Below are 13,960 nucleotides of genomic sequence, written 5' to 3'. Positions count from 1 at the left end.
ACTGTTTATAACCCGTTCTATGCTTCTGAGTTCATATATAGGGTGCAGGAATATCTTTTGAATAAGGAGAAAGGAAATAGGGAATAAAGTACTTCTTGCTGTAACTGGTGGAGTTGCAGCGTACAAATCACTTGAAATTCTAAGGCTCCTTGTAAAGAAAGGCATAAACGTTAAAGTAGTTATTACAAGGGGCGGAGAGAGATTTGTTACACCTTTTTCTTTTCTTTCACTTGGCGCAGAAGAGGTATATACAGATAACGACCAATTTTCTATTATTAACGGGTCTTCTATACACCTTGCACTTTCAAGGTGGTCAGACCTAATTGCAGTTGTTCCTGCTACCGCTGACTTTATTGCAAAAGTTGCTTCAGGAATTTCTGATAGTTTGCTTTTGACTACACTTCTTGCTTCGAAGAAACCTGTGATTGTTGCTCCTTCGATGAATGAGAACATGCTTCTTCATCCTGCAACCCAGAGAAACATTGAAATTTTAAAAGGCTTTGGCTATAAAATTATAGAGCCAGACGAAGGGTTTTTGGCGGATCTTGCAAAAGGTAAGGGTCGTCTTAAAGATCCAGAAGACATTTTTGAAGAAATTCTTGTTGAGTTAACTCCGAAGAAATTGAAAGGATTAAAAGTGCTTGTAACATGTGGTGCAACAAGAGAATACATAGATCCAGTTAGATTTATTACAAATGGTTCTTCTGGCAAGATGGGTATAGCGTTTGCAAAAGTTGCAAGAAGGTTTGGAGCGGACGTAACATTAATTGCAGCACATACCACAGAAAAATTACCAATGGGCATGAAGATTTTGCGGGTTGATAAAACTGAGGAACTCTTTGAAGTAGTTACAGATGAAGTAAAGAAATGTGATTTACTCATTATGGCGGCAGCACCTTCAGATTATAGACCAGAAGAAATGCTACATAACAAATTACCGAAACTTCCTGAACTAACCATAAAACTTGTTTCAACTGTTGATGTTTTGAAAGAAGCATCGAAATATAAAGATAACAAGATATTTGTTGGCTTTGCGCTTCAAACAAATAATATTATTGAGAACGCAAAAAAGAAATTAGAAGAAAAAAATCTTGATTATGTTTTAGGAAATTCGATAGAAAATATTGGAAGCGATTTAGGTAAAGTTATTCTGATGGATCGATTCGGAAATATTAGTGAATTTGAAGGTGACAAGGAAAGTATAGCAGAGTTTGTTTTGTCAAAAATATTTAAATTTTAATTAGGAGGTTAAAATGGTAAGAAATGAGAAAAAGCGATTTGTAACAACAGAATCAGTTGCAGAAGGTCACCCAGATAAACTTGCAGATCAGATCTCAGATAAAATTTTAGATGAAATTATAAAACAAGATCCGAATGGTCGTGTTGCTTGCGAAACTTACGTAACACATGGCCTTATAATAGTTGGTGGAGAAATTACAACAAGTGCATGGGTTGATATTTCGGAGATTACCAGACAAACTGTAAAAGAAGTTGGTTATACTTCGCCAAAATATGGCTTTGATTATAGAACTTGTGCAGTCCTTAATGCAGTTGGAAGACAGTCCCCCGACATTGCAAGAGGAGTAGATAAAGGTGGTGCAGGTGACCAGGGAATCATGTACGGTTATGCAATTGATGAAACACCTCAACTTATGCCTCTTCCAATAATGCTTGCACATGGCTTAACGCAAAAACTTGCCTCAGTTAGAAAATCAGGTGAACCGAAAAATCTTGCACCATTCCTTGGCCCGGATGGGAAAGCACAAGTTACCCTCAAATATGAAGAAGGAAAAGCAATTGAAGTGACTGATGTTGTTATCTCAACACAACATACAGAGGAACTCCTTGATCCAAGAACAGATGAAATGAGCAATGAAGCAAGACAACTCATCATAGAGCATATTGCAAAACAAGTGATTCCTTCCCATCTTCTCACACCGAACACAAGATACCATATTAATCCGACAGGAAAATTTGTTGTAGGTGGTCCTCAATCTGATACTGGCATGACGGGAAGAAAACTTGAAGTTGATACCTACGGTGGTCTTGCGCCACATGGTGGTGGTGCCTTCTCTGGAAAAGATCCCACAAAAGTTGACAGATCCGCAACTTACATGATGCGTTATCTTGCAAAGAATGTAGTAAAGGCTGGTATTGCAAAAGAATGCCTTATACAAGTTGCATATGTTATTGGTGAAACACAACCAGTATCCTTTATGGTTGATACCTTTGGCACAGGTATAGTACCTGATTCTGAGATTGAGAAGGTGCTCCTTAAACTTGTTGATCTTTCTCCTCTTGGGATAATAAAGCATCTTGATTTAAGGCGTCCTATATACCAAAAAACAGCAGCATATGGACACTTTGGTCGTGAAGAACCTGAATTTACTTGGGAGAAAACTGATTTAGTAGATGCAATAAAAGCAGAATTAAGAATATAATGAGTAAATTTGTGGGGGTCGCAATAGAGGATGCATATCTTCCTTTTGATCTTTTATTCTATGAGGCCCCCGATTTTTTAGATGTTGAGGTTGGTTCAAGAGTCCTTGTACCCTTTGGTAAAAAGAATAAGCCAAAACTTGCTTATGTCCTTAAAATTGTCGATACTCTTCCTTATCAATTATCTCAGGATCAAATAAAAAACGTAATTTCTGTTGTAGAAAAGAATCTTTTCTCTAAGGAAATTGCAAAACTTTTGCTTTTTGTTTCTGAGAATTTTCTCATACCGATACATTCACTTATAAATAAGATTTACGGAACCTATGTTGAGGGAGAATTAGTTCCAATTATAAGTGTAAATGACTTAAAATTGTTTTCCGAATTTAGAGATTCCCTAAAATCTCAAGATAAGAAAAATATTTGCGATTTGCTCCTTGAGGCATCTCCCATTCCGTTAAGTCGACTAAATGAAAAATCTAAAGTCAAAGTGAGTTACTTAAAACAATTTTTAAGGGAGATGGATAAGAAAAACCTTATAAAAATTGAATACAAGCTTCCATACCCATTAAATAAACTGCTTGTGATTAAAAATGAAGAACTTTTTGAAGAGTTAGTTCACAAAAAAGGTGTTTTTAAATCTGTTAAAAATGTACTCCTCCGAATTAAGAAAAATGGAGCTATCCAATATGGCGAGGCTATATATAAAATAAGAAATGGTTTAGCAATTTTGGAATCACTTCTAAAAGAAGGAGTTATTGAAGAAATTGATGAAAATGATGAAAATGATGAAAAAATATTTCCCTTGATAATTAGAGAAAATCCTAAAAGATTGATAATTGATGGTGGAAATTTAAAGGAAAGAGTTTCCTATATTTCTAATTTGGTAAAAAGTGAAATTCATGAAAGTGAGAGTGTATTAGTTGTTGTAAATGAAATCGCTCTAATTAAAAGGCTAAGTGAACTTTACGAAGGCAATTTTCCCGGATTAGTATTTGGGTATACAGGCAAAGAGAAAAGTGAGATTAAAAGGCAGTTAAGATTAGGTAAACGCATCATTATTTCAACGCCATTTTCTTTATTTACAGATATGCCCAATTTACGGTTCATTGTTGTTGAAGATGCTTCGTCAAAATATCATATCCCTCATGAGTACCTTCAGTTTGATACAAGGATCGTTGCCTATAAAAAGAGTGAGCTTGAAAATGCTTCTATTATTTTTTCAACTTATTCAATAGATGATATAATTTACTATTTTCAAAAAGAAAAAGGATTTGAACTTGTCGAGATTAAAAATCTAAAAAAACAGAATAAACGAATCATAGATATGAGAAGAGAGTTAAAATCGGAAAACTTGTCGCCACTTTCTCGTTATCTTGAAAGCAAAATTAAAAAAGCAATATCATCAAATGGAAATGTTGCACTTATTCTAAATAGAAAACCTTATTCTACTTTTATTGTTTGCGGGGAATGCGGATACGTTCACAGGTGTCCTGTTTGCGAAAGTCCTCTATATTTTGATAAAGAAATGAATTTACTTTTCTGTCCTGTTTGCGGGCACACTGAAGAACCAATTGAAAAGTGTCCTCGCTGCGGAAGTTTGTCCTTACTTTATTTAGGTTATGGTATTCAAAAACTTTCTAATTCTCTTAGAAATGCATTTAAGGATACGAATCTCGTTGTTATCGAAGGCGGAAGCGAAGTAATTTATGATTCAAAAAAATTTGAAAAGACAATTTTTCTTGGCACTGAAGCAATGTTCTCGCATTTAAATTTTGAAAATATAAGTTTTTTAGCATTTGTAAGTGCAGATACATTTCTTAACGGAAGCGAAATTAATACGTCTTTTGAAGCTTTAAAATATTTAAGAGAAGGTGCTTTTGAAACTTATCCAAATGATATTTTTATTCAAACATACGAAATGGAAAACTACATAATTGAAAATTTCAAAAAAGATGATGAGTTGGAGTTTATTAAACTTGAATTATCTTTTAGAAAGGAGTTAAATTATCCTCCCTTTGCTTTTCTTTATGAGTTTCGATTAAATAGTAATGATATTTACCCTATATTTAAAATACATGTGCAGGATACAAAAATTTATGGCCCTGTGAGGAAGCTATACCAAAATGAAAATGTATATGAATTAAGTATAAGAACGCAAATTATACCTAAGGAACTTTACAGTATTTTTACAGACTCTTTCTGCAAAAAAATTATTGGAGCAAGAGTTTTTCCTGCCCCAATAATCGTAAATAGAAATCCTGAAGATTAACTATCTTGTGCCAAGCACTACCTGAAAATCCATAAGTTTTCCGTTTCTTGAAACAGTTACTGTTATTCTGTCGTTTGGTGAGTAGTTTCTTATTGTTGAGATAAGGTCATCAGCAGTTTTAATTGTCTTTCCATTTACTGCCGTAATGATATCGTATTTTCTAATGCCACCCATGTAAGCAGGTCCACCGACTACAACATCAGCTACAAACGCCCCTTCGGTATAATGGATATTATAGGAGTTTGCAAGTTCCTGCGTCATTGTTGTAACCTGTACACCAAGGTATGGCCACTTTACTGTGCCTGTCTTTAAGATACTATCTATAACTTTCTTTGCAGTATTTGAGGAAACAGCAAACCCAAGCCCTTGTGCGTTTTGATAAATCATGGTATTAATTCCTATGACTTCACCTTTGAGGTTTACAAGTGGACCACCACTATTTCCCGGGTTGATTGCTGTATCTGTTTGTATTACACCATACATTGTGCTATCGCCTGTGTCGATATTTCTTTCAACGGCAGAAATAACCCCAAATGTAACAGTATGGTCAAGACCATATGGGTTTCCAATTGCAACGACGAACTCTCCAACTTTTAATTTTGAAGAGTCTCCTAATGTTGCGGTAGGAAGGTTTGTTGCGTTAATTTTTACAAGAGCAAGGTCTGATGTCGGATCTGACCCTAAAACTTGTCCTTTGTAAGTTTTTCCATTGCTAAGTGTTACTTCTATTTTCGTTGCATCTGCGATGACATGATTATTTGTAAGAATCAATCCATCTTCTCTTATTATAACTCCTGACCCGAGTCCTTGTTGCGGAATTACTTGCAAAAAGAAGGGTGAGACAACTTGTGTTGTTGATACAATTCTTACAACCGCAGGAGAAATTTTATTTGCAACCTCCTCGACTTGATTTTGTATGTCTATTAAATTTGTAGGAACCTGGACAGTTGTTTGATTTGATCCTGTTGATGCTTGTGAGGTTTGGTTTAAAACCCATGGGAAAAGCGTAGGGTTTTTGAAAACAATAAATGTACCAAAAATACCACCAATGATACTTCCAATGATAATACCCACAATAAGATAAACTATCCAACTTTTTCTCTCTTGATGTTCAAACTCTTCCATAATTTCACCTCCAACAACACAATTCTAAACATAAATTGTGAAGAAATTATGAAGAACTATTCTTCAAGCATTTTTTCTTTTATTTCTTTTACAGCCTTATCTATTTTTATACGTAGAAATCCGAGGTTAACTTTTCTGCTTGATACCACTGCAAGAAATCCATTTCCAATCGAAGAAAAGATAATAAAATCCATCTCGGTTTCTATGAGTACATGTTTTACTTTTCCTGAACCAAGCACCTTTGCTGTGGTTACGCTATTCCGGAAACTTGTCGCACACATGCCTGCAACTGCATCTGGATCAAGATCCTGTGGGAGATTTGCTTCCACTATTAAACCATCTGTGCTTACAATTGCAACCCCTCTTACGCCTTCAACTTTTGAAAGTTCATTTAGTATCGTGTCCATTCGACCCTCCTTTTCCCTGCATTATCTCAATACAATGAGGTATTGCTTCTTTTATTACAAAAAGCGACTCTATTGCACCTCTTGGATTACCTGGAAGATTTATAATTAATGTATCATTTCTAATACCTGATATTCCCCTTGAAAGAATTGCAGTTTTTACTGTCTTAAAAGTTCCCATTCTCATTGCTTCAGAGAATCCAGGCAATTCTTTTTCTATTACATCTTTAGTTGCTTCAGGTGTTACATCTCTTTTTGCTGGACCCGTTCCTCCGCTTGTAAGAATGAGATCAACCTTCATGGTATCTGCATAGTAAATCATCTTTTCTCGTAATAAATCTCTTTCGTCAGGGACAATCGATGCGTCGACCATTTCCCAGCCTGATTCTTCTATGAACTGTTTTAGAAGCGGAATTGTTTCGTCTTTGTTTATACCCTTACTTCTTGTGTCACTTGCAATGATTACCGCAACTTTCAGTTTTAAATTTCCCATATACTAATGATAGCAAAAATTTTCAATATTCAAATATAATTTTATATGGAATATTTTAAAACCATCGCAACAATTTTTGAGTGTGATTCAACGATGGATTTTGCCAGAACTGTCAAATATCTAATAAATCCTCCATTTGTGGTAAGGTCGTATATTCAAAGATCAGGACGTGGTCAGTATGGAAGAGTTTGGAGTTCTTCATTAGGCGGTCTGTATTTTACGGAGGTACTGCATTTAGATAATATTCTTGGGTTTTCTACTTTTCTTTCAATACCTATCATTAGAGTTCTTAAAAAATATGTTAATGATGTCAAAGTGAAATGGCCAAATGATATTGTTATTGGGAGAAAAAAACTTGCAGGGATACTTGTAGAAAAAAGTGATTTTGTTTATTCAGGAGTTGGTATAAATATCTCAAATGAAATTGATAATGAATTTATCAAAACTTCTACACGTTTATCTGACTATGCAAAAGTTAACGAAACTGATTTGTTTTACGAAATTTTAGAGGAAGAGGAAAGAGTAATTGGCGAATTTTTTAAAAACGGCTTTAAAAATTTCGTAAAAGAATACAACGAAAATCTCGTCTTTTTAAGGAATGAAATTGAAGTAGAGTCAAATGGAGTTATCAGAGGGATTGTTGAAGGTGTAGGAGAGTATGGTGAACTAATTTTAAGAACAAAGGATAAAATTGAGAAAATATTTAGCGGGACGATCCTTAACTTCTATAAATAATCTTTCAAAAATTTGTTAGAAATTTAACATTTCTTATTGATTTATGGTTTGAAATGTGTTATAATTTTTATGTATTTTTTCAAAAATCTATGGGAGGTAGATATGTCTATTGAGGACAAATTAAAACAACTTGAGGAGAAGAAAAGTAAAATTAAAAATCTAGATCCTCAAGCCGTGGAAAAGCAACATGAAAAAGGTAAACTCACTGCACGTGAACGAATTGATTTGCTTGTTGATCCAGGAACCTTTGAAGAGTTTGATCCATTTGTAAAAACACGCTCAACCTATTTTGGATTAGACAAAAAATTTATTCCCGCTGATGGAGTTATTACAGGTATTGGTTTAGTAAACGGAAGGAGAGTTGCACTTTATTCTCAGGACTTTACTTCTCTTGGCGGTTCTCTTGGGGAGATGCATGCACTTAAAATCGTTAAAATGCAGGAACTTGCTTTAAAACTTGGCATTCCTTTTATTGCAATGAACGACTCGGGCGGAGCAAGGATCCAAGAAGGCGTTGATTCCCTTAGAGGTTATGGGGATATCTTTTTGAGAAATGTTAGAGCATCAGGCGTAATTCCTCAGATTTCTGTACAGTTAGGCCCTACTGCAGGTGGTGCAGTTTATTCTCCGGCACTTATGGATTTTATCATTATGACAGAGAAGGCAACAATGTATATAACAGGTCCTAATGTAGTGGAGGCAGTGACTGGGGAAAAAGTTACTCATGAGCAATTAGGCGGTGGAATCGTTCACAATGAAAAAAGTGGTGTTGCCCATTTCCTCGCGAAAGACGATGAAGATGCAATAAATACCGTTAAAACACTTCTTTCGTATCTACCTGATAATTATCTTCAAGATCCCCCAATTGTAGAAACATCAGACTCTCCAAATCGTGAAACTCCATCAATTCTTGAAATTGTGCCTGACGAACCAAATGTGCCTTTCGATGTGAAAGATGTTGTAAAAGAAGTTGTTGACGAAAATTCATTTTTTGAAGTTCATGAAGATTTTGCACGAAACGCAGTTGTTGGTTTTGCAAGAATCAATGGCCGAACCGTAGGAATTGTTGCAAATCAACCAGTATATCTTGCAGGTGTTCTTGATATAAACTCATCAGATAAAATTGCTCGATTTATAAGATTTTGCGACGCTTTCAATATCCCTCTTATTACTTTTGTTGATACTCCAGGGTATATGCCAGGCACTGCGCAGGAGCACGGGGGGGTTATAAGACATGGTGCCAAAATTCTCTATGCATATTCAGAAGCAACAGTTCCTAAGATAACAATTATTATGAGAAAAGCCTACGGTGGCGCATATATTGCAATGTGCTCAAGACATCTTGGTGCAGATGTTGTATTTGCTTTCCCTCAAGCAGAAATTGCAGTAATGGGTGCAGATGGTGCAGCAAATATAATATTTGCGAAGGAAATTAATGCTGCAGAGAACCCTGAAGAAATGAGAAAGAAAAAAATCGAAGAATACAGAGAGCAATTTTCAAATCCCTATCTTGCAGCGGAACGTGGTTATGTGGATGATGTAATTAATCCAAAAGATACAAGAAAAGCCATTGCTTATATGCTTGATTTCCTAAGGAGCAAACACGAAGAGCCAATTCTAAAGAAGCACGGAAATATTCCTTTATAGGAGGGCTTATGAATTCTCAAATAACTGAAGGACTCCTGCTTGGATTATATGGAATGGGTTTAACCATTTTTATTCTTTTCTTATTGGGTTTGGTAATATTCCTTTTTAAGTTTTTGAAATTAAGCCCAAAAGAAAGTGTTGAAACCTTTGAAGAAGAACTAAAAAGTATTTCAAATGAAGCATACGGAGAATTAACTTCTAAAAAGATGGTTGCTTTAAGTGTTGCTCTTGCTAAATACTTTAGTGAGAAGGGAGTAGCGTCAGAAGTGAAAGTTTCACGAGTAACACCTACTTATATTAAATCAATAAAGGAGAAGAGGTGGAAAAATGGGTAAAATTTATAAAATAAGAATAGATTCAGAAGTTTACGAAGTAGAAATAGAAGAAGTAATCAAAGAGGCAACGCACAGAGTTTATAGAGAAGTTAAAGCGACTGAGAAGGTTCAACCAAAAGAAAATATCAAAGAAACAGCGCCAAAAGAATCAGAAGTTATAAAAGAAGAATCAAAAGAGGAAATAATTGAAAATAACGTTGAATATGTGTTAGCACCCCTTCCTGGAAAAATCTTAAAAGTAATGGTAAAGCCTGGAGATGTTATTAAAAAAGGGAGTGTGCTACTTACAATTGAAGCAATGAAGATGGAAAATGAAATTTTTGCGGGTTTTGATGCAAAAGTGGCCGATGTTTATGTTAATCCCGGAGATAAAGTTGAGACAAATAAGAAGTTGTTAAAGTTAGTGAGGTAGATATGGGTGGAATTTTAAACATATTGTCTCTTTCCGGTTTTAATGCGCTTACCATAAAAGAAGTAATAATGATTATTATTGCGCTTGTGCTAATTTATCTTGCAATCTTTAAAGATGCTGAACCACTTTTGCTTCTTCCAATTGGCTTTGGTGTGCTTCTTGCAAATCTTCCCCTCTCAGGCATTACTGATCCCCCAAATGGTTTCTTCTATATTCTCTATAAATCACTCGTAGAAACCGAGCTTCTTCCAATAATTATTTTTATGGGTATTGGCGCAATGACTGATTTTGGTCCACTCATTGCAAATCCATGGACTGTACTTATGGGAGCAGGTGCACAACTTGGTGTATTCTTTGCATTACTTTTTGCACTTCTTTTTGGGTTTAACATAAAAGAGGCTGCTTCAATTGGGATTATTGGTGGAGCGGATGGACCAACTGCAATTTACACAACAGTGAAACTTGCACCACACTTGTTAGGTCCAATTGCTGTTGCTGCATACACATATATGTCTTTGGTTCCGATTATTCAGCCACCGATAATGAGGCTTCTTACTACTAAAAAGGAGAGAAGTGTTGTTATGGAGCAACTTCGTCCTGTTTCAAGATTGGAAAAAATTATATTCCCTGTAGTTGTAACAATCCTTGTAGGTCTTTTGTTCCCACCAATAGTTCCCCTTATTGGTGCATTAATGCTTGGGAATCTTTTTAGAGAATCTGGTGTTGTTGAAAGACTTACGCACACTACCGCAAATGAGTTAATTAATATTGCAACTATTTTTCTTGCAACAACAGTTGGATCTACGATGAAAGGAGATACATTCCTCACGTTAAAAACCATCGAGATAATTGTTCTTGGCGTAGTGGCATTTGGTGGGGGAACTATTGGAGGGCTCCTTATAGGAAAATTGTTCTACATCTTTACAGGTGGCAAAGTTAATCCTCTTATTGGCTCTGCTGGTGTTTCCGCGGTGCCTATGGCTGCAAGGGTTTCTCAAAAAGTTGGACAAGAAGAAAATCCTGGAAACTTCTTACTCATGCATGCAATGGGCCCCAATGTATCAGGGGTAATTGGTACTGCAGTTGTTGCAGGAATTCTTATAACACTTCTCACGCACTAAGTATTTGTATTGTTAAGTTATAAAGCGGAGGAATTACCTCCGCTTATTTTTTTATTCGCAAGTCTAAACCTCAAATTGACACTGTTTGCATAACTTACACTCTCATCTCCCATTTTTATTCTTGCCTTATCAATAGCGCTTGCTAATTTTTCATTTTTGTCTTCATGGTGCTCAAAGAGTGTATAAGGTATGTGGCTTAAGTGTCTTGCTGTAACACCGAGAAGGCGCACTTTTTGCCCGTTGTAAATTTCAAAAAATAAATTAAGCACTTCCGAATAAATTTGTGAATCGAGGTTTGTTTTTGGAATATTTTTACTGTGTGAGAATGTTGAAAAGTCCTCATATCTTATTGTAAGAGTAATTCTTTCTGTAAGCAAATTTTTCAGCCTTAATCTGTAACACACGTTTGAAGATAATCGTCTTAAAACGCCTTTTATAATTTCTATATCATCTGTATCAAAATCAAGAGTCGTAGAATTTCCAACTGATTTTTCTTCTTCTTTTTCAAATTCGGCTATAACCTCTGAATTGTCAATACCGTGTGCTGCGTTATAGATAAAAACGCCATAAGTGTGGAAGACCTTAATAAGCTCATTTAACTCGATTTTTTGAAGTTGTTCAATCGTTTCTACATTGAATTTTTTCTTTAAGGCTTCCTCTATTTTCTTTCCCACTCCTGGGATTTTTGATACTGGAAGTTTTTTAAGAAAATGGTCCGCCTCCTCTTTTCTAACAACGAGCAATCCGTTTGGCTTTGCCTCTTTTGACGCAATCTTTGCAACGAGTTTATTATAACTTATCCCTATGGTTGAAGGAAGCGAAAATCTTTCAAAAATTTCTTTTTTAATATTAATTCCAATAGTTCTTGCTTCTTCATAATCCTTTGCCTTATATGTAAGATCTAAGAATGCTTCGTCAATTGAGAACCTTTCGACATTCGGTGCATATTTTATAAGTATTTCGTAAATGCCATCGGAAATTTTTTCATATAGGTTCGCATCGCCTTTCACTAAAATAAGGTCAGGGAACAATTTGAGTGCTTCTTTAACAGGCATTCCTGATTTAATTCCGTAGGCTCTTGCTTCGTATGAGGCCGTTGCAATGACAGACCTTCCATCTGGGTGATTTGTTACACCTATGGGCTTTCCTTTAAGCCATGGTCTTCTTACCTGTTCTATGGATGCAAAAAACGCATCCATGTCGATGTGCGCAATAATTTTTTCCATACACTAAATTATACGAAAAAAATTTCGTATGTCAAGTTTAGCTTTTAAGAGTAATTGATTTTAATGTGATATATACTAAAATTAATTAGGAATAAAAATTTTTAAGGAGGAAAAAATGGATACTGTAAGTGCAATTCTGAATTGGCTTTTCTGGATTTTTATAATCTTGTCAATTCTATCTCCTATATTCCAACAGAAGAACCTTGAACTTCAGAGACTTGATCTTATAAGGAAATTTGAGCAAAAAAGAAAATCAAGAGTTATTCTTCTTATTCACAGGCAAGAAACTATGAGTTTGCTTGGGATTCCCATAAGTAGATATATTAGCATTGAAGATTCCGAAGCGATTTTAAGGGCAATAAGGCTTACACCACCAGAAATGCCAATTGATATCATTCTTCACACCCCTGGCGGTCTTGTTCTTGCAACGGAACAGATTGCGCAGGCACTTGTAAGGCATAAAGGGAAGGTAACTGTTTTTATTCCTCACTACGCAATGAGTGGTGGAACAATGCTTGCTCTTGCATCTGATGAGATTGTAATGGATGAGAACGCTGTGCTTGGACCAGTTGACCCACAAATTGGTAATTATCCTGCAGCTTCTATAATAAAAGTTGTTGAGGAAAAGAATAAAGATAAAATTGATGACGAAACGCTTATACTTGCAGATATCTCAAAAAAGGCGATGGCCCAAGTTAAGGAATTTGTTAAAAAATTACTACTTTCAAATGGAAGGTCAGAAAGTGATGCAGAGAGAATTTCAACCATGCTAACAGAAGGGCGCTGGACTCATGATTATCCAATTACTTTCGAAGAAGCAAAGGAAATTGGGTTAAATGTATCTTCAGAAATGCCTCGTGAGATTTACGAACTTATGGATCTTTATCCTCAAAACCCCTCAATGAGACCATCAGTGCAATATGTACCTCTTCCCTATAAAGCACCAGAAAGGAGCGCCCCTCAAAAGCCTCAAAAATGAGAGACGAAAATATAAGCATAACTGAAAGTGTTATTAGAATAGGTGTTGGTATTCTCATATTTGTGTTAGGATACAGAATAACCGATTTTGTGGGAAGATATGAAAGCGGGGGGTATCCTCGCTCTTCTTTTTACAATTTTGTTTTTAGATTTCACAATGCAATTCAAATAATTTGCTTTTTTGTTGGTTTCATCCTTTTCTTTACTGGTGTTACAAGGTTTTCTCCACTTAAGAAGATACTCTCTTTACGAAAATAATTCTTAAACCAAAAATTGAGATTACATAATAGATGCGAACTTTTCTAAATCCCAATTTTTTGAATGCATTTTGAGAAGGTGTATTGTTTTCCTCGATTTCTACATGAGCAACTTTGTATCCAAGATTGCGATATTTATCGAGAACATATTTTACCTCAGCATAGATAGAAGAAAGTCCTCTAAATTTTTCAAATGTGAAGCAATCGTAGAAATATAATTCTTGTTTGTTTAATTTAAAAAGGGAGAATTTGAAAGGACTATCTGAGAAGAAACAAAATGAGGCAAATTCGCTCTCTATAAATGTAACAACCATTTTGTGTTGGACTGCAAATCTAAATTTTAAGGCATTGAGTTTCTCCTCTCCAAAATAAAAAGAAAGTTTGTTTAGTATCTCATTTTTTACTTCGGAAAGACTTGCGTAAACAGCATGTTCAAACTTCGTATTTGTTTCAAATGTTTTTACTTTGTCCAAATTCAAGGTGTAATGGTAAATCTTTTTTATTTCAAGCACAATCTAT

General features: G+C 35.2%; 15 protein-coding genes. 10 read left to right on the top strand and 5 right to left on the bottom strand.

From position 1 onward, the window contains the following. Positions 1-61 precede the first annotated feature (61 nt). Genes coaBC through CSE_RS05060 form a run of 3 tightly spaced genes read left to right on the top strand, consistent with a single transcriptional unit; the run spans position 62 to position 4,708 of the window. The gene (gene coaBC / locus CSE_RS05070; RefSeq protein WP_083836377.1) at positions 62-1,240 is read left to right on the top strand and encodes a bifunctional phosphopantothenoylcysteine decarboxylase/phosphopantothenate--cysteine ligase CoaBC; all 1,179 of its coding nucleotides are present in this window, start codon (positions 62-64) and stop codon (positions 1,238-1,240) included. A gap of 13 nt (positions 1,241-1,253) precedes the next feature. Further along, the gene (gene metK, locus CSE_RS05065; RefSeq protein WP_014453570.1) at positions 1,254-2,441 is read left to right on the top strand and encodes a methionine adenosyltransferase; all 1,188 of its coding nucleotides are present in this window, start codon (positions 1,254-1,256) and stop codon (positions 2,439-2,441) included. 11 nt (positions 2,442-2,452) lie between these two features. After that, positions 2,453-4,708, top strand: a complete 2,256-nt coding sequence (locus tag CSE_RS05060) for a primosomal protein N' family DNA-binding protein (protein WP_156785900.1) — start codon at positions 2,453-2,455, stop codon at positions 4,706-4,708. Here the strand turns inward: CSE_RS05060 and CSE_RS05055 are convergent, their stop codons facing one another. From CSE_RS05055 to CSE_RS05045, 3 genes are read right to left on the bottom strand one after another with little or no spacing between them, the layout of a single operon-like run. After that, positions 4,709-5,833, bottom strand: coding sequence for a S1C family serine protease (locus CSE_RS05055; RefSeq protein ID WP_014453568.1), 1,125 nt, complete (start codon positions 5,831-5,833; stop codon positions 4,709-4,711). It lies immediately after the preceding gene. 56 nt (positions 5,834-5,889) lie between these two features. Continuing rightward, positions 5,890-6,240 carry a roadblock/LC7 domain-containing protein gene (locus CSE_RS05050; protein WP_014453567.1) on the bottom strand — a complete coding sequence of 117 codons (351 nt, stop codon included), beginning with the start codon at positions 6,238-6,240 and terminating at the stop codon, positions 5,890-5,892. Continuing rightward, positions 6,221-6,730 (bottom strand): MogA/MoaB family molybdenum cofactor biosynthesis protein, encoded by a 510-nt coding sequence (locus CSE_RS05045; RefSeq protein ID WP_014453566.1) that lies wholly within the window; start codon positions 6,728-6,730, stop codon positions 6,221-6,223. Before CSE_RS05045 ends, CSE_RS05050 begins: the two co-directional genes overlap by 20 nt. Positions 6,731-6,775: 45 nt before the next feature. Here CSE_RS05045 and CSE_RS05040 point away from each other — a divergent pair, with 45 nt between their 5' ends. The 5 genes from CSE_RS05040 (at position 6,776) to CSE_RS05020 (ending at position 10,980) form a co-directional block, all read left to right on the top strand. After that, the gene (locus CSE_RS05040; RefSeq protein WP_014453565.1) at positions 6,776-7,465 is read left to right on the top strand and encodes a biotin--[acetyl-CoA-carboxylase] ligase; all 690 of its coding nucleotides are present in this window, start codon (positions 6,776-6,778) and stop codon (positions 7,463-7,465) included. Positions 7,466-7,567: 102 nt separating this feature from the next. Further along, entirely contained in the window at positions 7,568-9,112 is a 1,545-nt protein-coding gene (locus CSE_RS05035; RefSeq protein WP_014453564.1) for an acyl-CoA carboxylase subunit beta, read from the top strand. Between the two features lie 8 nt (positions 9,113-9,120). Next, complete coding sequence (locus CSE_RS05030) at positions 9,121-9,447, top strand: hypothetical protein (protein WP_014453563.1); 327 nt, start codon at positions 9,121-9,123, stop codon at positions 9,445-9,447. Next, positions 9,440-9,859, top strand: a complete 420-nt coding sequence (locus CSE_RS05025; RefSeq protein ID WP_014453562.1) for a biotin/lipoyl-containing protein — start codon at positions 9,440-9,442, stop codon at positions 9,857-9,859. The genes CSE_RS05030 and CSE_RS05025 overlap by 8 nt, the downstream gene beginning before the upstream one ends. A 2-nt stretch (positions 9,860-9,861) precedes the next feature. Beyond that, complete coding sequence (locus tag CSE_RS05020) at positions 9,862-10,980, top strand: sodium ion-translocating decarboxylase subunit beta (protein ID WP_014453561.1); 1,119 nt, start codon at positions 9,862-9,864, stop codon at positions 10,978-10,980. A gap of 17 nt (positions 10,981-10,997) precedes the next feature. Here CSE_RS05020 and dinB read toward each other — a convergent pair whose 3' ends face one another. Continuing rightward, positions 10,998-12,206: a DNA polymerase IV gene (gene dinB, locus CSE_RS05015; protein WP_014453560.1), complete on the bottom strand. Its 1,209-nt coding sequence runs from the start codon at positions 12,204-12,206 to the stop codon at positions 10,998-11,000. 115 nt (positions 12,207-12,321) lie between these two features. On the opposite strand from dinB, the gene CSE_RS05010 reads away from it, so the two are divergent. Next, entirely contained in the window at positions 12,322-13,185 is an 864-nt protein-coding gene (locus tag CSE_RS05010; protein ID WP_014453559.1) for an SDH family Clp fold serine proteinase, read from the top strand. Further along, complete coding sequence (locus CSE_RS05005) at positions 13,182-13,442, top strand: YgaP family membrane protein (RefSeq protein WP_014453558.1); 261 nt, start codon at positions 13,182-13,184, stop codon at positions 13,440-13,442. The genes CSE_RS05010 and CSE_RS05005 overlap by 4 nt, the downstream gene beginning before the upstream one ends. Here the strand turns inward: CSE_RS05005 and CSE_RS05000 are convergent. After that, positions 13,414-13,953, bottom strand: a complete 540-nt coding sequence (locus CSE_RS05000) for a GNAT family N-acetyltransferase (protein WP_014453557.1) — start codon at positions 13,951-13,953, stop codon at positions 13,414-13,416. The two genes, CSE_RS05005 and CSE_RS05000, sit on opposite strands and share 29 nt — an antisense overlap. Between the last annotated feature and the right edge of the window lie 7 nt (positions 13,954-13,960).

The organism is Caldisericum exile AZM16c01, from assembly GCF_000284335.1.
GTDB classification, from domain to species: domain Bacteria; phylum Caldisericota; class Caldisericia; order Caldisericales; family Caldisericaceae; genus Caldisericum; species Caldisericum exile.
Note: the sequence above shows the minus strand (reverse complement) of the source record. Positions and strands in the feature narration are given on the sequence as shown.